Genomic DNA, 18,943 nt, shown 5'->3' with positions numbered 1-18,943 from the left:
TCAGGCATAACAACCTCAAATGTCGTCGTGGCGAAGGCCAGGACCCATACCGCGAGGTCTATCGATTTAAGGCGATATCAATCCCACCGAACGAATGTCCGCCCAACCCCTTCCCTGGGATAATGGGTCCTGGCCTTGGCCAGGGGCGACGCCGGAGTTAGTGGCCCTACCGCCCCAATCACAACCAAGTGTCTTTGTTTGGAAACAAACATTCCCTATTATCCTGCAATGCAAAAAGCGGCCCGCAAATCCCCGCCCATTGGCCGTCCGCCTGGCCGTCCCCGGGAGTTCGACATGGACACCGCGCTCGACAGGGCCGTCCGCGTGTTTTCCGAGCGCGGTTATCATGCCACCTCGATCGGCGATCTCACCGCGGCGATGCGGCTGGCGACCGGCAGCGTCTACAAGGCGTTTCGCGACAAGCATGCGGTGTTTCTCGCCGCCTTCGAGCGCTACGCCGCGCTGCGCCAGGAGCAGACGCGCAGCGCGGCGGCAAAAGGCGACAATGGCCGCGAGCGGCTGCGCAACATGCTGCTGTCGTATGTAGAGCACTCCCAGGGCAGCGAGGGGCGGCGCGGCTGCCTCGTGGTCGGCAGCGCGGTCGAATTGTCCGCGGTCGATCCGGTGGTCGCCGCCCTCGTCAGCGCGCGGCTCGAGACCAACGAAGGCTTCATCGCCGGCCTCATTCGCGAGGGGCAGGCCGACGGCTCGATTCCCCGCCATGTCGCCGCCGCCGACACCGCGCGCCTGATGATCTGCATCACGCAAGGCCTGCGCGTGGTCGGCAAGGCGGGCCTTTCGCTCGACGGCAAGCGCCTGGTCGCCGTCGCGATGAAGCTGCTCGCCTGAATTTTTTGTCATATTAGGAAACGACCGTTTCCGATATCTGGAGAGCCTGTGAATGACGATGAATGCCACGATCGAGACCGCGCCGGATCCGGATGCGGTGTCGCAGCGACTGACCTTCGTGCTTGCCGCGGCCTGTGGCATGGTCGCCGCCAACATCTATTACGCCCAGCCGCTGATCGCCCCGATCAGCGCCGCGCTCGGCCTGTCGCATGAAGCGGCGGGACTGATCGTCACCATGACGCAGATCGGCTACGGCGTGGGGCTTCTCTTCATCGTCCCGCTCGGCGACCTCGTCGAGAACCGTACCCTGATTTGCTCCGTCATCACGCTCGGCGCGGCAGCCCTGCTCGCCGCGGGGTTCGCGTCCCACGCGCTGCCCTTCCTGATCGCCGCGTTGTTCATCGGACTCGGCTCGGTCGCGGTGCAGATCATCATTCCCTATGCGGCGCATCTTGCGCCGGCAGCCATTCGCGGCCGCGTCGTCGGCAACGTCTCGACCGGCCTGATGCTCGGCATCATGCTGGCGCGGCCGGTGTCGAGTTTCGTCACGGCGATGCTGTCGTGGCATGCAGTGTTCTTCTGCTCGGCCGCGTTGATGATCGTGCTCGCAGCGGTACTCTGGATGACGCTGCCGAAGCGCAGGCCGGTCGCGCGGATGCATTACGGCGAGTTGCTGCTGTCGATGCTCCATCTGGTGCGGACCACGCCGCTGCTGCGCCGCCGCGCGCTGTACCAGGCCAGCCTGTTCGGCGCCTTCAGCCTGTTCTGGACCGTGACGCCGCTGCTGCTCGCGAGCGAATTCGGCTTCACCCAGCGCGGCATCGCGCTGTTCGCGCTTGCCGGTGTCGCCGGCGTGTTCGCAGCCCCGATCGCGGGACGGCTTGCCGATCGCGGCCATAGCCGCATGGCCACGCTGGTCGCGCTGCTACTCGCGGCCGTAGGATTCCTGATTACGCATGTCGGCGCGCCCGGATCGGTGCTGAACCTCGCCTGCCTGGTCGTGGCTGCGATCGCGATCGACATCGGCGTGCAGGGCAACGTCGTGCTCGGCTTCCGCGCGATCTTCGCGCTGGGGCATGAGCACCGCAGCCGCCTGAACGGTCTCTACATGGCGACCTTCTTCACCGCGGGCGCGGCGGGCTCGGCGGTCGGCGCGTGGGCGTTTGCACAAGGCGGCTGGACGCTCGCATCGGCCTTTGGCCTCGCGCTGCCCGTCGCAGGCCTGGTCTATGCGGCCACCGAGTAGGGGCTGGTTGCTCCAATTAGCGATCCGGCCCGTTTACCAAGGCCGCCGGGTCGGCAATTTCCACCTCGCAGTTTCCCTGCCGCTGTAGTACTTTGGTCGCAAGCGAGCCTGGTTAACGGGCGGCAGGGGGAGGCTGATGAGGCGTGCGGGGCTGGTTGGCGTACCGCGGGTACGACCATGGTCGTGGCAGGCGTTTCTGCTTGGATTCATCGTTGTCGCAATGTCGGCTGCGCTCCAGGGCGGCTGTGTCGCGCTCGGCGCAAAACTCTATTTCGCGGCGTTCCTGCCCAGCCTGTTCGTGCTCGGCATTATTGCGGGCGCACCGGCGGCGGCGTTCGCCGCACTACTCACCATTCCGCTGGTATGGTGGGCATTCATGCCGCCCTTGTTCGAGTTCAATTCGCTGACCAGCGCGCATGCCGATTCCATCAAGCTGTTCTGCCTGCTCGCCGTGCTGGTGATCGGCCTTGCCGATCTCTGCCGCGAGATCATCAGCCGCGGTGGGTTGAAGCCGCGGGGCGAGAGCGCGGCGACGAATTCGCAATAGATCGGCCTTGTGCGGCCGCGCACGTTGCGCGCGGGCAACAGTCCGGAAACCATTCGCACGCTTGCTGTGCGGCGCTAACTTTTCGAAAAAGATTTGGCCGCAATTTCTCCCTCGGGAATGACGAGGGAGTTTTCGGACATGAACGGCCAAATCACCGGTCACGCCATCTTGGAGAACGTGCGCCGCTACCGCGGTATCGCATCGCTCTATCGCCAGACCGCTGCATTCCGCCCGGACCAGAGCTGGTCGCTGCTCGAGCAGGCGAAGGATTGGGAAGCGCGGGCGCTGCTGGAGCTGGAAGCCTATTCGCCGCGCGGATGGACTACGCCCCTACACGCGCGGCCTGATCGTTAACCATCGGCGCGGCCTTGCGCAGGCCCGCCGAAGGGCCGGTCGTCGGGTCGTGCACGGAAAACACGGGGCGATTACGGAGTTATCTCGTCGCCCGTCTGTGCTAGCAACGTCCCGACCGAGACATCCCAATTCGGCCGGGGCAAGCGATGACCACGTTCAACCGCATCTTCACGACCGAGCGCCTGCTCCAGATCATCGTCATTCTCGCGGCTACGGTCGCGATGAAGCTGATGGGCTGAATTTCGACGGGCTATCGCGCGCCGAATTCGGGCACGTCGGGAAGATAGTTCGACCCCTCCGATCCCAAGAAATCGAACATCGCCTGCGCCGGCGGCAACAGCACCTTGTCGCTGCGGCGGATCACGTACCATTGCCGCACGATCGGCAGGCCCGCGACGTCGAGCACGATCAGCCGGCCCTCGGTGAGCTCGTGCGCCACGGTGTGGGCCGAGATGAAGGCGATACCGAGCCCGGCGATGACCGCCTGCTTGATGGTCTCGTTGCTGCTCATCTCCATGCCGATGATCGGCTCAAGATCCGACCTCTGGAACATGCCTTCCATCAGTGTCCGCGTCCCCGAGCCGGGCTCGCGGGTGAGGAAGGTCTCGTGCACGAGGTCGGTGAGGTTGAGGCCGGAATCCTTCTCCAGCCAGTGCCCCTTGCGCGCGACGATGATGTGCGGATTGCGCCCGAGCTGCCGGACGTCGACGCTGACATCGGCCGGTGGCCGACCCATCACCGCGAAGTCGAGGTCGTAGCCGTGCATGGCCCCGCGGATCTCCTCGCGATTGCCGACCGTGAGCTTGATCTCGATCTTCGGATACCGCTTCGAGAATGCCGCGATCGCGTGCGGCACGAAATATTTCGCGGTCGAGACCGCGCCGAGATGCACCGTGCCGCCGGTTCGCCCCGCAAGCAGGTCGAGCGAACCCTGGCAGTCCGCGATTGCGGCCTCGACGCGCTCGGCGAGCGCCAGCACCTCCTTGCCGGCTTCCGTCAGCAGCATGCCGTCGCCGGTCCGCTGCAGCAGCGGCAGTCCGGCGAGATCCTGCAGCTGGCGCAATTGCTGGGTCACGGCCGGCTGCGTCAGGCCGAGCTGGGTCGAGGCTGCCGTGACGCTGCCTTTTGCCGAGAGCGCCGCAAGCGAGCGAAGCTGCCGGATCGTGAGATGCCGGAGCTGTGCCGCCGAATGGACATTATAAGATAATTCTTTAGCGCTCATTATGAATAGAAATTTTCCTTATTAAGCCGCCTCTGTCAATCTCGTCGTTGTTGGCACTGACCGCACCGACCTCCCAGCGAGGAGGGAACTGGATGCGGCGCCTGCAAAGGGATGGACGCAGATGACCGGGCAACTCAGGCTGGACGACCACCTTCAGCGGTATTCCGAGACGGCGCCGCATGCGCTGGCCGTAGCGGCCGCGGTCGATGCCATCGCGGCGGCCGCGATCGAGATCGCCGATCTTATCGCCACGGGAGACCTTGCGGATGCGTCGGGCCTGACCACCGGCCGCAACAGCGACGGTGACGTGCAGCGCGATCTCGACGTGCAGGCGGATGCGATCCTGCGCCGCTGTCTCGGCAAGCTGCCGATCGCGGCACTGGCGTCGGAGGAGATGCGTGAACCGCAGATCGGTGACCGCGCGGCGAAGATCTGCGTCGCGATCGATCCGCTCGACGGCTCCTCCAATATCGACATCAACATGACCGTGGGCACGATCTTCTCGATCCTGCCCGCGCCCGACGATCTCGCGCTCGCCTTCCATCAGCGCGGCTCGGCGCAGCTCGCGGCGGGATTCGTCACCTACGGCCCGCAGACCTCGCTGGTGCTGACGCTCGGCGAGGGCGTCGACATCTTCACGCTTGACCGCGGGTCCGGTTGCTTCCGTCTCGCGCGTAGCGCCGTGCAAATCTCCGAGACCTGCGAGGAGTTCGCGATCAACGCCTCGAACCGCCGGCATTGGGAACAGCCGGTGCGCGCCTTCGTCGACGAATGCCTCGCCGGTGTGGAAGGGCAGGCCAACCACAATTTCAACATGCGCTGGGTCGGCTCGCTGGTGGCCGAGGCCTATCGCATCCTTACCCGCGGCGGCGTGTTCCTCTATCCCTCCGATGCACGGCCTGGCTATGGCGACGGCCGCCTGCGCCTCGTCTACGAGGCGCATCCGATGGCTTACATCGTCGAGCAGGCCGGCGGCTCGGCTTCGACCGGGCGCGAGCGTATCCTCGAACTCTCGGCGCAGAGCCTGCATCAACGCGTGCCGCTGATCATGGGTTCGAACAACGAGGTGCAGCGCGTCGAGGAACTGCATTGCGATCCCTTGCTGGTCGCCAGCGTCTCCGCACCGCTGTTCGCGCGGCGCGGCTTCTTCCGGCTCTGAGCGAGGCGCCCCGATGTCCAGGAAGCATCCGATCATCTCCATCACCGGCTCTTCCGGCGCCGGCACCACGTCGGTCAAGAAGACCTTTGAGCAGATCTTCTTCCGCGAGAGGGTCAACGCCGCCTACATCGAAGGCGACGCCTTCCATCGCTACGATCGCGCGGAAATGCGCACGCAGATGGCGAAGGAGGCCGATCGCGGCAACAGGCATTTCAGCCATTTCAGCCCCGAGACCAATCTGTTCGAGGAGCTGGAGCGGGCGTTCCGCGACTATGGCGAGACCGGCACGGCGACGACGCGGCACTACGTCCACGACGCCGAGGAATCCGCGCTGCATGGCGCCGCACCCGGCACCTTCACCGAATGGAAACGGCTGCCGGAGAGCTCCGACCTTCTGTTCTACGAGGGCCTGCACGGTGCTGTCGTTACCGACAAGGTCAACGTCGCGCGTTATGCCGACCTCAAGATCGGCGTCGTGCCCGTTATCAATCTCGAATGGATCCAGAAGCTGCACCGCGACCGCAGTGCGCGAGGCTATTCGACCGAGGCCGTTACCGACACCGTTCTGCGGCGGATGCCCGATTACATCCACTACATCTGCCCGCAATTTTCCGAGACCGACATCAACTTCCAGCGTGTGCCGACGGTGGACACCTCCAATCCGTTCATCGCGCGCTGGATCCCGACGCCGGACGAGTCGATGGTCGTGATCCGCTTCAAGAACCCGCGCGGCATCGACTTCCCCTATCTGCTCTCGATGCTGCCGCAAAGCTGGATGTCGCGTGCCAATTCGATCGTGTGTCCCGGCGCGAAACTCGATCTTGCGATGCAGCTGATCCTGACGCCGCTGATCATGCAGCTGATCGAGCGTAAGCGAAACCTGAAGTGAACGAGGGGAGGATCCGATGAACATCTCCGTCCACGCCGACGCTGACCTCACGGCGGTATCGCATGGCGATCTCGCCAACGCCGTCCGCTTCCTCGCGGTCGACGCCATCGAGACTTCGCAGTCCGGCCACCCCGGACTGCCCATGGGCATGGCCGATGTCGCCACCGTGCTGTTCTCGCGCTTCCTGAAGTTCGACTCGGCTCACCCCCATTGGCCGGATCGCGATCGCTTCGTGCTGTCGGCGGGCCATGGCTCGATGCTGCTCTATGCATTGCTCCATCTCACCGGCGGCGACGTCAGGCTCGATGACATCAAGGCGTTCCGGCAATGGGGCTCGAAGACGCCGGGCCATCCGGAATACGGCCATACGCCGGGCGTCGAGACGACGACCGGTCCGCTGGGGCAGGGGATTGCGACCGCGGTCGGCATGGCACTCGCCGAGCGCATGGCCAATGCGCAACATGGCGACGGCCTCGTCGATCATTTCACGTACGTCATCGCCGGCGACGGCTGTCTGATGGAAGGCATCAGCCAGGAAGCGATCTCGCTCGCCGGGCATCTCGGGCTGGGCCGCCTGATCGTGCTGTTCGACGACAACGGCATATCCATTGACGGCCCGACCTCGCTTGCGACCTCCGATGACCAGCTCGCGCGCTTCGCTGCCTCCGGCTGGTCGGTGCGCGGTGTTGACGGGCACGATCCCGAAGCAGTTGCGCAGGCGATTGCCGAGGAGCGTGAGAGCACAAGACCGTCGCTGATCGCCTGCCGCACCATCATCGGCTTCGGCGCGCCGGATCGTCAGGGCACCGAGAAGGCGCATGGCGCGCCGCTCGGCACGGAGCAGACGGCCGCGGCGCGGCGAACGCTCGGCTGGGACTATCAGCCCTTCGTGGTGCCTGTCACGATCCTGAAAGCATGGCGGATGATCGGGCAGCGCGGGCAGGTCGAGCGTCTCGCCTGGCTCGATCGCTATGAATGCGCGACGCCCGAGCAGCGCGACCTGTTTATCGAGGGCAAGGCGGTTGCCCTGCCGAACGCCTATGCCCAGGCCTCGGCGAAATTGCGCGAGCGCTTTGCCACCGAGCGTCCGAAGCTCGCGACGCGGCAGGCGTCGCAACAGGTGCTCGACGGCATCGCCGAGACGATTCCCGGATTTGTCGGCGGCTCGGCGGATCTCACGCATTCGAACCTGACGCATGCCAAGGCGCAGACCCCGGTCAAGCGCGACGCGTTCGCCGGCGATTACATCCATTACGGCATCCGCGAGCATGGCATGGCGGCCGCGATGAACGGCCTCGCGCTGTACGGGGGCTTCATTCCCTATGGCGGCACCTTCCTCGCGTTCTCCGATTACAGCCGGCCGGCGATCCGCCTTGCGGCCTTGATGCGGATCCGCGTCATTCATGTGATGACCCATGACTCCATTGGCCTCGGTGAGGACGGCCCCACGCACCAACCGGTCGAGCATCTCGCAGCGCTCCGCGTCATTCCGAACCTGCTTGTTTTCCGGCCGGCCGACGCGGTTGAGACGCTGGAAGCATGGGACTGCGCGCTCCAAGCTGAAAATCGTCCCTCCGTGCTGTGCCTGTCCCGTCAGGCGCTGCCGACCTTCCGCAGCGATGTCCGCGGGAGGAACCGCGTCGCACGCGGCGCCTATCTGATCGTTTCGCCGGACGGTGGCCGCGACGTGACGCTCATCGCAACGGGTTCGGAAGTGTCTATTGCGCTGGAGGCGGCCCGCCTGCTCGCTACCGAGCACGTCCGTGCGGCCGTGGTCTCCGCGCCCTGCTTCGCGTTGTTCGAGGAGCAGCCGGAGGATTACCGCGCCGCTGTGCTCGGCACCGCGCCGCGGGTTGGCATCGAGGCGGCAGTCGTCGGCGATTGGCACCGCTGGATCGGCACCGAGGGCGAATTCGTCGGCATGCGCGGCTTCGGCGCTTCGGCGCCGGCCCCGGTGCTCTACCGCGAATTCGGCATCACGCCGCAAGGCGTTGCGGAAGCCGCCCGGCGGGCGATGGCCCGCGCCGGCAAGCAATAACAGGAGGATTTGTCGTGGCCCGTATCACTCTTCGTCAGCTGCTCGACCACGCCGCCAGTCACGGCTACGCGGTGCCGGCGTTCAACATCAACAACATGGAGCAGGGCATCGCGATCATGCAGGCGGCGGCCGAGGTCGACGCGCCCGTCATCATCCAGGCTTCGCGCGGCGCGCGCAGCTATGCCGGCGACCTCATGCTCTCGCACATGATCGATGCGCTGGAGCGGACCTATCCAGACATCCCGCTCTGCCTGCACCAGGACCATGGCAATGACGAGGCGACCTGCGCGTCCGCGATCGCCCATGGCTTCACCTCGGTGATGATGGACGGCTCGCTCAAGGCCGACGCCAAGACCGCGGCCGACTACGACTACAACGTTGCGATCACCCGCCGCGTCGTCGATCTCGCGCATTGGGTCGGTGCCTCCGTCGAAGGCGAGCTCGGCGTGCTCGGCTCGCTCGAGCATGGGGGCGGCGAGCAGGAGGACGGTCACGGCGTCGAAGGCACGGTCAGCCATGATCAGTTGCTCACGGATCCCGACCAGGCGGTCGACTTCGTCCGCGCCACCAAAGTCGATGCGCTCGCGATCGCGATGGGCACCTCGCACGGCGCCTACAAGTTCAGCCGCAAGCCGGACGGCGACATTCTGGCGATGCGGGTGGTCGAGGAGATTCATCGCCGGCTGCCGAACACGCATCTCGTGATGCACGGCTCTTCCTCTGTGCCGCAGCCCCTCCAGGACATGTTCAACCAGTTTGGCGGCGAGATGCCGCAGACCTGGGGCGTGCCGGTCGAGGAGATCGTCCGCGGCATCACGAGCGGCGTGCGCAAGGTCAATATCGACACCGACTGCCGGCTGGCAATGACCGCGGTGTTCCGGAAAGTGGCCGCGCAAACGCGCTCCGAGTTCGATCCGCGCAAATTTCTCAAGCCCGCCATGGATGCGATGCGCGAGCTCTGCCGCGAGCGCTTCGAGCAGTTCGGCACCGCAGGCCACGCCAGCGGTATCAAGGTCGTTCCCTTGAGCGAGATGGCGCGGCGCTACCGCGCCGGCGATCTCGATCCGCGCGTCGACGCCCGCGAGCCCGTCGCGGCCTAATCATTCAGAGAGAGAAGAGCAGGAGAGAGCCATGAATGCACATGCAGGAACCGTCCGCGGCAAGGAAAGATATCGATCGGGCGTGATGGAATACAAGCGCATGGGCTATTGGGAGCCCGACTACGTGCCCAAGGACACCGACGTCATCGCGCTGTTCCGCGTCACGCCGCAAGAGGGCGTCGATCCGATCGAGGCGTCAGCCGCAGTCGCCGGCGAATCCTCGACCGCGACCTGGACGGTGGTGTGGACCGATCGGTTGACCGCCGCCGAGAAGTATCGCGCGAAATGCTACCGCGTCGATCCGGTGCCGGGCACGCCGGGCTCGTACTTCGCCTACATCGCCTATGACCTCGACCTGTTCGAGCCGGGCTCGATCGCCAACCTCTCGGCCTCGATCATCGGCAACGTATTTGGCTTCAAGCCACTGAAGGCGCTGCGGCTGGAGGACATGCGTTTCCCGGTCGCGTATGTGAAGACGTTCCAGGGACCGGCCACCGGCATCGTGGTCGAGCGCGAGCGGCTCGACAAGTTCGGCAGGCCGCTGCTCGGCGCGACCGTCAAGCCTAAGCTCGGCCTCTCGGGCCGCAATTACGGTCGCGTGGTCTACGAGGCGCTGAAGGGCGGGCTCGACTTCACCAAGGATGACGAGAACATCAACTCGCAGCCGTTCATGCACTGGCGCGACCGCTTCCTTTATTGCATGGAGGCGGTGAACCGGGCGCAGGCGGCCTCCGGTGAGGCCAAGGGGACCTACCTGAATATCACCGCGGGAACCATGGAGGATATGTACGAGCGCGCCGAGTTCGCGAAGGAGCTCGGGTCCTGCATCGTCATGATCGATCTCGTGATCGGCTACACCGCAATCCAGTCGATGGCGAAATGGGCGCGCCGCAACGACATGATCCTGCATCTGCATCGCGCCGGTCACTCGACCTACACGCGGCAGAAAAGCCATGGGGTGTCGTTCCGCGTCATCGCCAAGTGGATGCGGCTCGCCGGCGTCGATCACATCCATGCCGGCACCGTGGTCGGCAAGCTCGAAGGCGATCCCAACACCACGCGCGGCTATTACGATGTCTGTCGCGAAGACTTCAACCCGGCCAAGCTCGAACACGGCCTGTTCTTCGACCAGTCATGGGCGAGCCTGAACAAGATGATGCCGGTCGCCTCCGGCGGCATCCATGCCGGCCAGATGCACCAGCTGCTCGACCTGCTCGGCGAGGACGTCGTGCTCCAGTTCGGCGGCGGCACCATCGGCCATCCCATGGGCATCGCGGCCGGCGCGATCGCCAACCGTGTGGCGCTGGAAGCGATGATCCTCGCCCGCAACGAGGGCCGCGACTACGTCCACGAAGGACCGGAGATCCTGGCCAGGGCGGCCGAGACCTGTACGCCGCTGAAAGCTGCACTTGAGGTTTGGAAGGACGTCTCCTTCAATTATGAATCCACCGACACGCCGGACTTCGTGCCGACCGCGCTCGAAACCGTTTGAGGAGATTTGACATGAAGCTGACCCAAGGCTGCTTCTCATTCCTGCCCGATCTGACCGACGACCAGATCACCAAGCAGGTGCAGTATTGCCTGACCAACGGCTGGGCGGTGAACATCGAGTTCACCGACGATCCGCATCCCCGCAACACCTATTGGGAGATGTGGGGCCTGCCGATGTTCGATCTCCAGGACGCCGCCGGCGTGATGATGGAGCTCGCCGAATGCCGCAGAGTGTATGGCGACCGATACATCCGCCTCAGCGGCTTCGACTCCAGCCATGGCTGGGAATCGGTGCGGATCTCGTTCATCGTCAACCGCCCGCCGCAGGAAGCCGAGTTCGAGCTGGTGCGGCAGGAGGTGAGCGGACGCGCGATCCGCTACACCACCGTGCGCCGGCAGCTCGCGCACGCACCAACCTAAGTCATTCTCCTCCGCGCGGAGCACTCCCTGCTCCGTTTCCTTGGCGGACCACTGCTTCGCCGCTCCCCCGCGGCGAAGCCCTTTTCTTCGAGGTGCCGATGCTGGATGTTCCCCACGCCATGACCACTGAGCCCGGCGAGACCAGTTTCGATCTCCGCAAGGAGGCCGAAGAGGCTGGAATCACGGGCACGCTGCAGCAGCTCGAGCAGGAGCTGATCGGATTGAAGCCGGTGAAGAGCCGCGTGCGCCAGATCGCGTCGCTCTTGCTGATCGAACGTATCCGGCAGCGTGCGGGATTGGCTTCGTCGCCACCGACGCTGCATATGTCGTTTACCGGCAATCCCGGCACCGGCAAGACGACGGTCGCGCTGCGCATGGCAAAGATCCTGCACGGCCTCGGTTTCGTGCGGCGCGGGCAGGTGATCTCGGTGACGCGCGACGATTTGGTCGGCCAGTATATCGGCCACACCGCGCCGAAGACCAAGGAGATCCTGAAGAAGGCGATGGGCGGCGTGCTGTTCATCGACGAGGCCTATTATCTGCACCGTCCCGACAACGAGCGCGACTACGGCCAGGAGGCGATCGAGATCCTGCTCCAGGTGATGGAAAACCAGCGCGAGGACCTCGTCGTGATCCTTGCCGGCTATGGCGAGCGGATGACGAGCTTCTTTGCCTCTAATCCCGGCTTCCGTTCGCGGATCGCGCATCACATCGACTTTCCGGACTATGCGGAAGCCGAGCTGCTCGTCATCGCCGAGCTGATGCTGAAGGAACGGGGTTATCGCCTCTCGGCGGCGGCGCGCGAGGCGTTCGAGAAATACATCGCGCTACGTCGGACCCAGCCGTTCTTCTCCAATGCGCGCTCGATCCGCAACGCCGTCGACCGCATCCGCCTGCGGCAGGCCGATCGGCTGGTGTCCGATCTCGACCGCATGCTCGATATCGCCGACCTCGAAACGATCGATCCCATGGACGTCCTGGCGAGCCGCGTCTTCAGCGGCGGTGCGGACGCGCAGGGGAGTGCGAAGCCATGACGAGAGAAATCCTCATCGCGCCGTCAATCCTGGCTGCGAATTTCGCCCGCCTCGGCGAGGAGATCGTGGCGATCGATGCGGCGGGTGCCGACTGGATTCACTGCGACGTCATGGACGGGCATTTCGTCCCGAACATCAGTTATGGCGCGGACGTCATCAGGGCGATCCGGCCGCTGACGAAGAAAATGTTCGACGTGCATCTCATGATCGCGCCCGCCGATCCCTATCTCGAAGCGTTCGCGAAGGCCGGCGCGGATGTCATCACGGTGCATGCCGAAGCCGGTCCGCACCTCGATCGCTCGCTCCAGGCCATCCGCGCGCTCGGCAAGAAAGCCGGCGTCAGCCTGTGTCCCGCGACTCCCGAAAGCACGATCGAATATGTGCTCGATCGCCTCGACCTCGTCCTGGTGATGACGGTCAATCCGGGCTTTGGCGGCCAGTCCTTCCTCGAATCCCAACTCGAGAAGATCGGGCGTATTCGAAGCATGATAGGCGACCGGCCGATCCGACTCGAGGTTGACGGTGGCATCACGCGCGACAATGCCGCCGCCGTGGCCGCTGCGGGCGCCGATACGCTTGTAGCGGGCTCCGCCGTGTTTCGCGGCAAGAGCAGCGCGGACTATGCCGGCAACATCGCGGCCATCCGCGCCGCTGCGGAAGCCGGCAGGGTTCCGATGCTGCAACATAGTTCGGCGCAGACAATGCGTGCCGGTGAGCCCGCGCTCATCCGGTAGACTGCCGGATACAGGCGGGCGAGCCGGCACCGTAATGGGGTGTGCCAGGGCGTGCCCCTTTGCACTGCAGATATACGAGGATGACCCACAACCCTAGCCTTGGCCTGCGGTAAGGTCCGAAGCGGTTGAGTCCGCGCTGATTGGAACTTTCGCCTCGATACGCGTTTGCCTAGAAACAAGCGAGTCAAGCGCGCGGCGGGCGCAGCAAATCTTTTGCACAACCGCCATCGCCCTGACGCAAATAAGGGCAATAAGCTCTGTGAATGCGAGGGAGGGTCTCATGGACAACGTACGTCGCTACCGCGCGCTAGCGTCCCTCTGTCGTCAGCAGGCCGCCTACCGGCCGCTCCAGAGCTGGGAACTGCTCGGCCAGGCCGAACATTTCGAACACCTCGCCGAAGTCGAACTCAAGGCGCATTTCGACGCGTGCAATGCGCAACAAGACGAGGACGGCGTCGAGGCCACGGCGTGGGAGAGACCCGCCGCGGCGTGACGGTCCAACTTGTTCGAATATGACCTGAACTTGCCGACGCCGGCACCGCTCAAGACGCGGTTGTCAGCCCGAACGACAAGGCTTGTGACCGGCCCGACCTGGATAAGCCCTCGATTAATGCGACATCAGCGTCGGGACGGTCATGGCTTCCAGCATGGCGCGGGTGACGCCGCCGAGGAACCGCTCCTGCAAACGCGAATGGCCGTAGCCGCCCATGATCAGAACATCCAGGTTCTCATCGGCTGCCAGCGACAGCATGGTCGGCTGAATGTCAGAGCGCGGGGCCGACAGGTTGACCGTGCGGGTCGACAGTCCGCGCCGGCCGAGATGCCTTGCCAGATTGCGCGTCGAGACTTCCTCGGGAACCATATCTGTTTCGTTGATCGCAATGATCACGATCTCCTCGGCGCGGGCCAGGAATGGTGCGGCGTCGCGCATAGCGCGCGCGGCGAGGCGGCTGCCATCCCAGCAGATGCCGATCCGTTTCGCCTTGAACGCTCCATGGAAGGTGTAGGGCAGGAAAAGCACCGGGCCACCCGCCTGGAACAGGATCTCGCCGGGCACATCGTTGTCGAGTGAGCCTTGCGCCGGATCCGGCTGGAGCACGATGCTGAGATCGTGCAGCCGCGCCATCTCGCCGAGCAAGCCGACCGCATCCCCCGGCATCGCCCCGAGTGGGTGGCATGTGTAGGAAATGCCGGCGTTCATCGCTTTGCTCTTGAATACCGCGAGCGCCGCCTCGGCCCGCTCCACTGCACTCTCGCGCTCCATCTCGAACACCGCCGCCACCGCAGCGCCGCCCTCCATGATATAGGCCGCACTGGTTGCCACATAGCCAACCGCGACTGCATCGAGATGGGCGTTGAGGCCCGCTGCGAGCGAGATCGAGCCGTCGATCACCGGGCGGATCGGCCGCTCGGTGGGGATGTGGACGAGAATGTCTTTGTACATGACGTGCCTCCGATGGACATCATCCGGTGGCCGCAGTCTTCCACGGTGCGCATGGCCCGCGTTGAGCTGCATCAAACGTGCAGCCTTGACCTTTGGCCGTATCGCCGGCCCGGCTACTTTGCCAAGATTTAATCGCGTGGACGGGACGCTGTAAGGTGGCGACCACCATGTTGGGTGCAAGGCGACTTACCCAACATGGACATATCGACATGAGCGATCACGTCAATTCCGACACCACAACGTCCCGCAAGGTCCTGAGGCCGCGCCGGCTCGCGCTGCTCGGCACCGTGGCCGCGCTTGGCGTGGCCGTGCTGGCGACTGCTCCCGGCTCTTCGCCGTTCAGCGCGACCTCCTTCATTGCGCCCGCCCAGGCCGCGGAGACCGCCGCGACACCGCCGGGCTTCGGCGACCTCGTCAGCAAGGTCAAACCCGCCGTCATTTCGGTGCGGGTCAGGATCGACCAGGACAATGATAAGAGCGCGATGCTGCAACAGAACCGGATGGATTCGGACGAGGCGACGCCGTTCGACCAGTTCTCGCGGCAATTCGGCTTCCGCGGCCCGGGTGGCATGGAGGGCATGCCGCGCCAGCGCCGCCAGATGATCACGGGTGAGGGCTCCGGCTTCTTCATCTCCGCCGACGGCTATGCCGTGACCAACAACCACGTCGTCGATCACGCCGAATCGGTGCAAGTGACGATGGACGACGGCACCATCTACAGCGCGAAAGTGGTCGGCACCGATCCGAAGACGGATCTCGCGCTGATCAAGGTCGAGGGCAAGAAGGATTTTCCGTTCGTCAAATTCTCCGACCAGAAGCCGCGTATCGGCGACTGGGTGGTCGCGGTCGGCAATCCCTTCGGCCTCGGCGGCACCGTGACCGCCGGCATCGTCTCGGCCAGCGGCCGCGACATCGGTAATGGTCCCTATGACGACTTCATCCAGATCGACGCGCCGATCAACAAGGGCAATTCCGGCGGGCCGGCCTTCGACATGAACGGCAACGTGATCGGCGTGAACACCGCGATCTTCTCGCCCTCCGGCGGCTCGGTCGGCATCGGCTTCGACATTCCGGCTTCGACCGCAAAGCTCGTCGTCGCACAGTTGAAGGACAAGGGCGCGGTCACACGCGGCTGGCTCGGCGTGCAGGTGCAGCCGGTGACGTCGGATATCGCCGACAGTCTCGGCCTCAAGGAGGCGCGCGGTGCGATCGTTGACAATCCGCAGGACGGCAGCCCGGCGGCGAAGGCGGGCATCGAGGCGGGCGACGTCATCACCGCCGTCAATGGCACCGCGATCAAGGATTCCCGCGATCTCGCCCGCACCATCGCCACCCTGGCGCCGGGCACGTCCGTGAAGCTCGATGTCGTCCACAAAGGCGACAGCAAGACGGTGACACTGGCGCTTGGCGAGTTGCCGAACGAGCGGCAGGCTAGAGCCGACGAGGGCAAGTCTCAGCCAGATGCCGGCATGCCGCCGCGTCTCGGGCTCAGCCTGGCTCCGGCCGGCGACGTGCAGGGCGCCGGCCAGAAGGGCGTCGTCGTCACTGAAGTCGATCCGCAAGGCCCGGCCGCGCAACGCGGCATCCAGACCGGCGACGTCATCCTCAACGTGGGCGGCAAGGCCGTCGCCAATATCGGCGATGTCCGTTCGGAGCTGGCGCAAGCGAAATCGTCCGGCAAGCGCAGCGTGCTGCTGCAGGTCAGAAGCGCGCAGACGACCCGGTTCGTGGCGGTGCCGCTCGCATAAGGCGAACGTCGATCGGCGCAACTCCAAAAAGGCGGCCTTCGGGCCGCCTTTCCCGTTCGCCTTCAGGATTTCCGCACATCGCCGATAACATTCTCGTTAACGGCAGGGAGGATGACCCGGTTTCGTCCGAAAAAGCCGTGTTCGCTCATCACAATTGCGGATCTCGTACGGACTCGGCGGCAATGAAGCCGCCGACGATTGCAAGCGTGGAACTTCGAACTTGCCGCCGCTGAGCCGGCCGGCAATTCGTATTTGATCGGTGCCGACATGGATCGATTGAAGCTCTCGCTGAGAAGTGCGCTGCTTGTGGCGCCGTTGGTAGCGCCACTCGTGCTATGGGGTGGAAACGCTCTCGGGCGCGACGACGGCCGCTACGCGGACTCACCTCTCAAGCCGTGGTTCGACGGCCTGCGCAGCCATCTCGGTCCGTGCTGCTCGGATGCGGATGGGTTTGCGGTCGCCGATCCCGATTGGGACTCGCACAATGGACATTACCGCGTGCGGCTCGACGGCGAGTGGGTCGAGGTACCGGACGAAGCCGTGATCACCGAGCCGAACCGGGCCGGCCGCACCATGGTGTGGCCGGTGAAGACCGCGTTCGGCGTTTCGATCCGCTGCTTCATGCCGGGCAGCATGATCTGACTGAGGTCAGCGCGACCGTTTGGAGGATTTGCGCTTCGACGTCTTCTTCGAACTCTTTCTCGAAGTCTTCTTGGATGTTTTCCGAGATGTCTTCTTTGACGTCTTCTTGGACGTCTTTCGTTTCGCGGCCTTCTTCGGGACCTTCTTGCCCTTCTTGCGCGCTTTCGACAGGCCGATCGCGATTGCCTGCTTGCGGCTCTTCACGCGTCCGCCTCGACCGCCCGGTCCGCTTTTCGCGGTCCCCTTCTTGTAGCGCTTCATCTCGCCTTCGACATCGCTGCCGGAGCTGCGCGAGTAGCGGCGCTTCTTTGCCTTGCGTGCCATGCATGTTCTCCCTTGGCCTGGGAAAACAATCCGGGACAGGCATGGTTCCGAAAGCGCAAGCAACGTTCCGGATGGGCGACCTAGCCTAGAACGAATCCGCCAGCTCGATCTCCGCTTCCAGCACCTGAATGCGCCGTGCTGCCTCGCTGGAGGACAGATCCCGCGCGTATTGCGCGGGCTGATACGCCTCTTCGCTCAGCCGTTTCAGCCGGAGGCCCTGCGCCCGCGTCATCTGCTCGGTGAGGAAAGACTTGGCATCGTATTTACCTTGAACCTGCATGTCGCTTCTCCCTTCTGAAATCGTGACTTGACTATATGTTCTTATTTTGTTCTAACAAGTCATGGACAACAAAATTAATGAAATTCGACGTAAAATCAGCGCCTTGAGGCTGGAAATGGCCGATGTCGAGGCGGCCGTACGCGAGCTTGTCGAGCGCGATCGGGACTGCACGGAGAAGGCCCTGGCGCAGATGGATCTGCGCCGGAAAATCAATCTGCTGATCGGCGAATGGAAGGCTGCAGGTGGCGGCGATGTCCTGCCGAATGTCCGCGATAGGATGCGCCTTCGTTCCGCGAAGACATCAGGTAGTCCTCTGCGCGTGATCGCGCGCCGCTGAGAGCCTTGGGAGCGCATGGTGGAGGAAGATCCGGATGCATACCGGATTCTAAAGCTGCGCGCCGAGATTCTCGAACTGGGCTCTGCCATCCGGCAGCTGCAACGCGAGGGGCTCGACGACGCCGCGGCCCAGCTCTTGATCGCGCGCAAGCGCGCACGACTCGACCATCTGGTGAAGTCAGATCCTGCAGGCGTTCATCCTGACATCCTGGGCAGCCATCGTAGCTGAAGCCTACGCGCAACGCGAGGTGCGGGGCTCGTCGATACCGCATGTTGACGAAGCGGCCCGAGAGAAGTCTGTTCGAATACCAAAGCAAGAGGCCCCGCGATCGCGGGGCCTTCGTGTTTTCGACGAACGCCTACTTGGTGTTGCTCATGCCGGCTTTGTTGTTCGTCATGGTGCCGCCCTGGTCGGAGCCGGGGCCGGAGCCGCCCTGACCGGAGGGATCAGCACCCTTGGAGGACTTGGTGTTGGCGCCCGTGGTGGTCTGCGACGATGACATCGATGATCCGTGTTTTGCCTTGTGCGACTTGGCCTGCACGGCGAACGGTGCAGCGGCGAGGCCGGTTGCCAACATCACGGCAAGAGCGAGCTTGGTGGTCTTCATCTGCGGGAACTCCCTGAGTTGAATTGACGCAGGCAGCCAACTGCCATTCGTCGCAGGAGTTCCGAACAAAGAATTCCGGTAAAGCACGCATAGTTCAAGATTGCTTGTCCTCGGCCAGGATGAAAACGACGCCGGTCAGTGTCGCGCCGATCGCGAACGTCGTCACCAAGGTGAGGGCGAAAACGACAACGGCCTGCCTTCCGCCGTGACTCAGCAAATTGGCGACGCCGGGATTGGACAGCACGAGCAAGAGGCTGAAAGCGAGTCCTAAGGCTGCGCCCATCATCGCGTGCGTCATCAGCTTGACGAGCCCGCTGGGAGAGATCAGGTCAGACGACTTCTTCGCGCGCATGGAACTCTATCCCAATCTCGCATGCAACGCCTGCGACACGCGCCGGTTCCACCCGCATGAAGGAATTGTCATCGTCCGCTTCATCCGACGTTCATGCCGGGTGGGCGAGAATGACCGCGCAACACG

At 64.3% G+C, this 18,943-nt stretch carries 23 protein-coding genes; 17 read left to right on the top strand and 6 right to left on the bottom strand.

Annotated features, from left to right (window positions below; all coding sequences use genetic code 11):
• The first annotated feature begins 294 nt into the window (after window positions 1–294).
• The 4 genes from IVB07_RS28420 (at window position 295) to IVB07_RS28405 (ending at window position 2,996) form a co-directional block, all read left to right on the top strand.
• Complete coding sequence (locus tag IVB07_RS28420; RefSeq protein WP_018456176.1) at window positions 295–849, top strand: TetR/AcrR family transcriptional regulator; 555 nt, start codon at window positions 295–297, stop codon at window positions 847–849.
• Window positions 850–901: 52 nt separating this feature from the next.
• Window positions 902–2,095, top strand: coding sequence for an MFS transporter (locus tag IVB07_RS28415; RefSeq protein WP_018456177.1), 1,194 nt, complete (start codon window positions 902–904; stop codon window positions 2,093–2,095).
• 136 nt (window positions 2,096–2,231) lie between these two features.
• Window positions 2,232–2,642, top strand: a complete 411-nt coding sequence (locus IVB07_RS28410; protein ID WP_247363568.1) for a DUF4118 domain-containing protein — start codon at window positions 2,232–2,234, stop codon at window positions 2,640–2,642.
• Window positions 2,643–2,780: 138 nt separating this feature from the next.
• Window positions 2,781–2,996 carry a hypothetical protein gene (locus IVB07_RS28405; RefSeq protein WP_247766777.1) on the top strand — a complete coding sequence of 72 codons (216 nt, stop codon included), beginning with the start codon at window positions 2,781–2,783 and terminating at the stop codon, window positions 2,994–2,996.
• Window positions 2,997–3,246: 250 nt separating this feature from the next.
• Here IVB07_RS28405 and IVB07_RS28400 read toward each other — a convergent pair whose 3' ends face one another.
• Window positions 3,247–4,218 carry a LysR family transcriptional regulator gene (locus tag IVB07_RS28400; RefSeq protein WP_018456181.1) on the bottom strand — a complete coding sequence of 324 codons (972 nt, stop codon included), beginning with the start codon at window positions 4,216–4,218 and terminating at the stop codon, window positions 3,247–3,249.
• Between the two features lie 121 nt (window positions 4,219–4,339).
• On the opposite strand from IVB07_RS28400, the gene IVB07_RS28395 reads away from it, so the two are divergent.
• From IVB07_RS28395 to IVB07_RS28355, 9 genes are all read left to right on the top strand, one after another.
• On the top strand, window positions 4,340–5,377 hold the full coding sequence (locus tag IVB07_RS28395) for a class 1 fructose-bisphosphatase (protein WP_018456182.1): 1,038 nt from the start codon (window positions 4,340–4,342) through the stop codon (window positions 5,375–5,377).
• Window positions 5,378–5,390: 13 nt separating this feature from the next.
• Entirely contained in the window at window positions 5,391–6,266 is an 876-nt protein-coding gene (locus IVB07_RS28390; protein WP_018456183.1) for a phosphoribulokinase, read from the top strand.
• A gap of 16 nt (window positions 6,267–6,282) precedes the next feature.
• The gene (tkt, locus tag IVB07_RS28385; RefSeq protein WP_247766776.1) at window positions 6,283–8,304 is read left to right on the top strand and encodes a transketolase; all 2,022 of its coding nucleotides are present in this window, start codon (window positions 6,283–6,285) and stop codon (window positions 8,302–8,304) included.
• 14 nt (window positions 8,305–8,318) lie between these two features.
• Entirely contained in the window at window positions 8,319–9,404 is a 1,086-nt protein-coding gene (gene fba, locus IVB07_RS28380) for a class II fructose-bisphosphate aldolase (RefSeq protein WP_018456185.1), read from the top strand.
• A gap of 31 nt (window positions 9,405–9,435) precedes the next feature.
• A complete protein-coding gene (locus tag IVB07_RS28375) occupies window positions 9,436–10,896 on the top strand; it encodes a form I ribulose bisphosphate carboxylase large subunit (protein ID WP_085352576.1) in 1,461 nt (486 codons plus the stop codon).
• An 11-nt stretch (window positions 10,897–10,907) separates the two neighbouring features.
• A complete protein-coding gene (locus IVB07_RS28370) occupies window positions 10,908–11,315 on the top strand; it encodes a ribulose bisphosphate carboxylase small subunit (protein WP_018456187.1) in 408 nt (135 codons plus the stop codon).
• Between the two features lie 98 nt (window positions 11,316–11,413).
• Complete coding sequence (cbbX, locus tag IVB07_RS28365; protein WP_018456188.1) at window positions 11,414–12,349, top strand: CbbX protein; 936 nt, start codon at window positions 11,414–11,416, stop codon at window positions 12,347–12,349.
• Window positions 12,346–13,083, top strand: a complete 738-nt coding sequence (gene rpe / locus IVB07_RS28360) for a ribulose-phosphate 3-epimerase (RefSeq protein ID WP_018456189.1) — start codon at window positions 12,346–12,348, stop codon at window positions 13,081–13,083. Before cbbX ends, rpe begins: the two co-directional genes overlap by 4 nt.
• Before the next feature lie 280 nt (window positions 13,084–13,363).
• Window positions 13,364–13,576 carry a hypothetical protein gene (locus IVB07_RS28355; protein WP_018456190.1) on the top strand — a complete coding sequence of 71 codons (213 nt, stop codon included), beginning with the start codon at window positions 13,364–13,366 and terminating at the stop codon, window positions 13,574–13,576.
• 114 nt (window positions 13,577–13,690) lie between these two features.
• Here the strand turns inward: IVB07_RS28355 and IVB07_RS28350 are convergent, their stop codons facing one another.
• Window positions 13,691–14,527 carry a universal stress protein gene (locus IVB07_RS28350; protein ID WP_018456191.1) on the bottom strand — a complete coding sequence of 279 codons (837 nt, stop codon included), beginning with the start codon at window positions 14,525–14,527 and terminating at the stop codon, window positions 13,691–13,693.
• Between the two features lie 209 nt (window positions 14,528–14,736).
• On the opposite strand from IVB07_RS28350, the gene IVB07_RS28345 reads away from it, so the two are divergent.
• Window positions 14,737–16,275, top strand: coding sequence for a Do family serine endopeptidase (locus tag IVB07_RS28345; protein ID WP_018456192.1), 1,539 nt, complete (start codon window positions 14,737–14,739; stop codon window positions 16,273–16,275).
• A 267-nt stretch (window positions 16,276–16,542) separates the two neighbouring features.
• Entirely contained in the window at window positions 16,543–16,917 is a 375-nt protein-coding gene (locus IVB07_RS28340) for a hypothetical protein (RefSeq protein ID WP_026233103.1), read from the top strand.
• A gap of 6 nt (window positions 16,918–16,923) precedes the next feature.
• Here the strand turns inward: IVB07_RS28340 and IVB07_RS28335 are convergent, their stop codons facing one another.
• Window positions 16,924–17,241, bottom strand: a complete 318-nt coding sequence (locus IVB07_RS28335; RefSeq protein WP_018456194.1) for a DUF6496 domain-containing protein — start codon at window positions 17,239–17,241, stop codon at window positions 16,924–16,926.
• Window positions 17,242–17,326: 85 nt separating this feature from the next.
• Entirely contained in the window at window positions 17,327–17,521 is a 195-nt protein-coding gene (locus tag IVB07_RS28330) for a DUF3072 domain-containing protein (protein WP_018456195.1), read from the bottom strand.
• A 115-nt stretch (window positions 17,522–17,636) separates the two neighbouring features.
• Here IVB07_RS28330 and IVB07_RS28325 point away from each other — a divergent pair, with 115 nt between their 5' ends.
• The gene (locus tag IVB07_RS28325) at window positions 17,637–17,858 is read left to right on the top strand and encodes a hypothetical protein (protein WP_018456196.1); all 222 of its coding nucleotides are present in this window, start codon (window positions 17,637–17,639) and stop codon (window positions 17,856–17,858) included.
• Window positions 17,859–17,873: 15 nt separating this feature from the next.
• On the top strand, window positions 17,874–18,086 hold the full coding sequence (locus IVB07_RS28320; RefSeq protein WP_018456197.1) for a hypothetical protein: 213 nt from the start codon (window positions 17,874–17,876) through the stop codon (window positions 18,084–18,086).
• 130 nt (window positions 18,087–18,216) lie between these two features.
• Here the strand turns inward: IVB07_RS28320 and IVB07_RS28315 are convergent, their stop codons facing one another.
• Window positions 18,217–18,465 carry a hypothetical protein gene (locus IVB07_RS28315; protein WP_018456198.1) on the bottom strand — a complete coding sequence of 83 codons (249 nt, stop codon included), beginning with the start codon at window positions 18,463–18,465 and terminating at the stop codon, window positions 18,217–18,219.
• A 94-nt stretch (window positions 18,466–18,559) separates the two neighbouring features.
• Window positions 18,560–18,817 carry a hypothetical protein gene (locus IVB07_RS28310; RefSeq protein ID WP_018456199.1) on the bottom strand — a complete coding sequence of 86 codons (258 nt, stop codon included), beginning with the start codon at window positions 18,815–18,817 and terminating at the stop codon, window positions 18,560–18,562.
• Window positions 18,818–18,943: the final 126 nt, after the last annotated feature.

The sequence above is a fragment of the Bradyrhizobium sp. 172 genome (genome assembly GCF_023101065.1).
GTDB classification, from domain to species: domain Bacteria; phylum Pseudomonadota; class Alphaproteobacteria; order Rhizobiales; family Xanthobacteraceae; genus Bradyrhizobium; species Bradyrhizobium canariense_D.
Note: the sequence above shows the minus strand (reverse complement) of the source record. Positions and strands in the feature narration are given on the sequence as shown.

Coding starts and splice junctions, on each gene's coding strand:
- IVB07_RS28420 (WP_018456176.1), top strand. CDS start 295: ATGGACACCGCGCTCGACAGGGCCGTCCGCGTGTTTTCCGAGCGCGGT.
- IVB07_RS28415 (WP_018456177.1), top strand. CDS start 902: ATGACGATGAATGCCACGATCGAGACCGCGCCGGATCCGGATGCGGTG.
- IVB07_RS28410 (WP_247363568.1), top strand. CDS start 2,232: ATGAGGCGTGCGGGGCTGGTTGGCGTACCGCGGGTACGACCATGGTCG.
- IVB07_RS28405 (WP_247766777.1), top strand. CDS start 2,781: ATGAACGGCCAAATCACCGGTCACGCCATCTTGGAGAACGTGCGCCGC.
- IVB07_RS28400 (WP_018456181.1), bottom strand. CDS start 4,218: ATGAGCGCTAAAGAATTATCTTATAATGTCCATTCGGCGGCACAGCTC.
- IVB07_RS28395 (WP_018456182.1), top strand. CDS start 4,340: ATGACCGGGCAACTCAGGCTGGACGACCACCTTCAGCGGTATTCCGAG.
- IVB07_RS28390 (WP_018456183.1), top strand. CDS start 5,391: ATGTCCAGGAAGCATCCGATCATCTCCATCACCGGCTCTTCCGGCGCC.
- tkt (WP_247766776.1), top strand. CDS start 6,283: ATGAACATCTCCGTCCACGCCGACGCTGACCTCACGGCGGTATCGCAT.
- IVB07_RS28375 (WP_085352576.1), top strand. CDS start 9,436: ATGAATGCACATGCAGGAACCGTCCGCGGCAAGGAAAGATATCGATCG.
- IVB07_RS28370 (WP_018456187.1), top strand. CDS start 10,908: ATGAAGCTGACCCAAGGCTGCTTCTCATTCCTGCCCGATCTGACCGAC.
- cbbX (WP_018456188.1), top strand. CDS start 11,414: ATGCTGGATGTTCCCCACGCCATGACCACTGAGCCCGGCGAGACCAGT.
- rpe (WP_018456189.1), top strand. CDS start 12,346: ATGACGAGAGAAATCCTCATCGCGCCGTCAATCCTGGCTGCGAATTTC.
- IVB07_RS28355 (WP_018456190.1), top strand. CDS start 13,364: ATGGACAACGTACGTCGCTACCGCGCGCTAGCGTCCCTCTGTCGTCAG.
- IVB07_RS28350 (WP_018456191.1), bottom strand. CDS start 14,527: ATGTACAAAGACATTCTCGTCCACATCCCCACCGAGCGGCCGATCCGC.
- IVB07_RS28345 (WP_018456192.1), top strand. CDS start 14,737: ATGAGCGATCACGTCAATTCCGACACCACAACGTCCCGCAAGGTCCTG.
- IVB07_RS28340 (WP_026233103.1), top strand. CDS start 16,543: ATGGATCGATTGAAGCTCTCGCTGAGAAGTGCGCTGCTTGTGGCGCCG.
- IVB07_RS28335 (WP_018456194.1), bottom strand. CDS start 17,241: ATGGCACGCAAGGCAAAGAAGCGCCGCTACTCGCGCAGCTCCGGCAGC.
- IVB07_RS28330 (WP_018456195.1), bottom strand. CDS start 17,521: ATGCAGGTTCAAGGTAAATACGATGCCAAGTCTTTCCTCACCGAGCAG.
- IVB07_RS28325 (WP_018456196.1), top strand. CDS start 17,637: ATGGCCGATGTCGAGGCGGCCGTACGCGAGCTTGTCGAGCGCGATCGG.
- IVB07_RS28320 (WP_018456197.1), top strand. CDS start 17,874: ATGGTGGAGGAAGATCCGGATGCATACCGGATTCTAAAGCTGCGCGCC.
- IVB07_RS28315 (WP_018456198.1), bottom strand. CDS start 18,465: ATGAAGACCACCAAGCTCGCTCTTGCCGTGATGTTGGCAACCGGCCTC.
- IVB07_RS28310 (WP_018456199.1), bottom strand. CDS start 18,817: ATGCGCGCGAAGAAGTCGTCTGACCTGATCTCTCCCAGCGGGCTCGTC.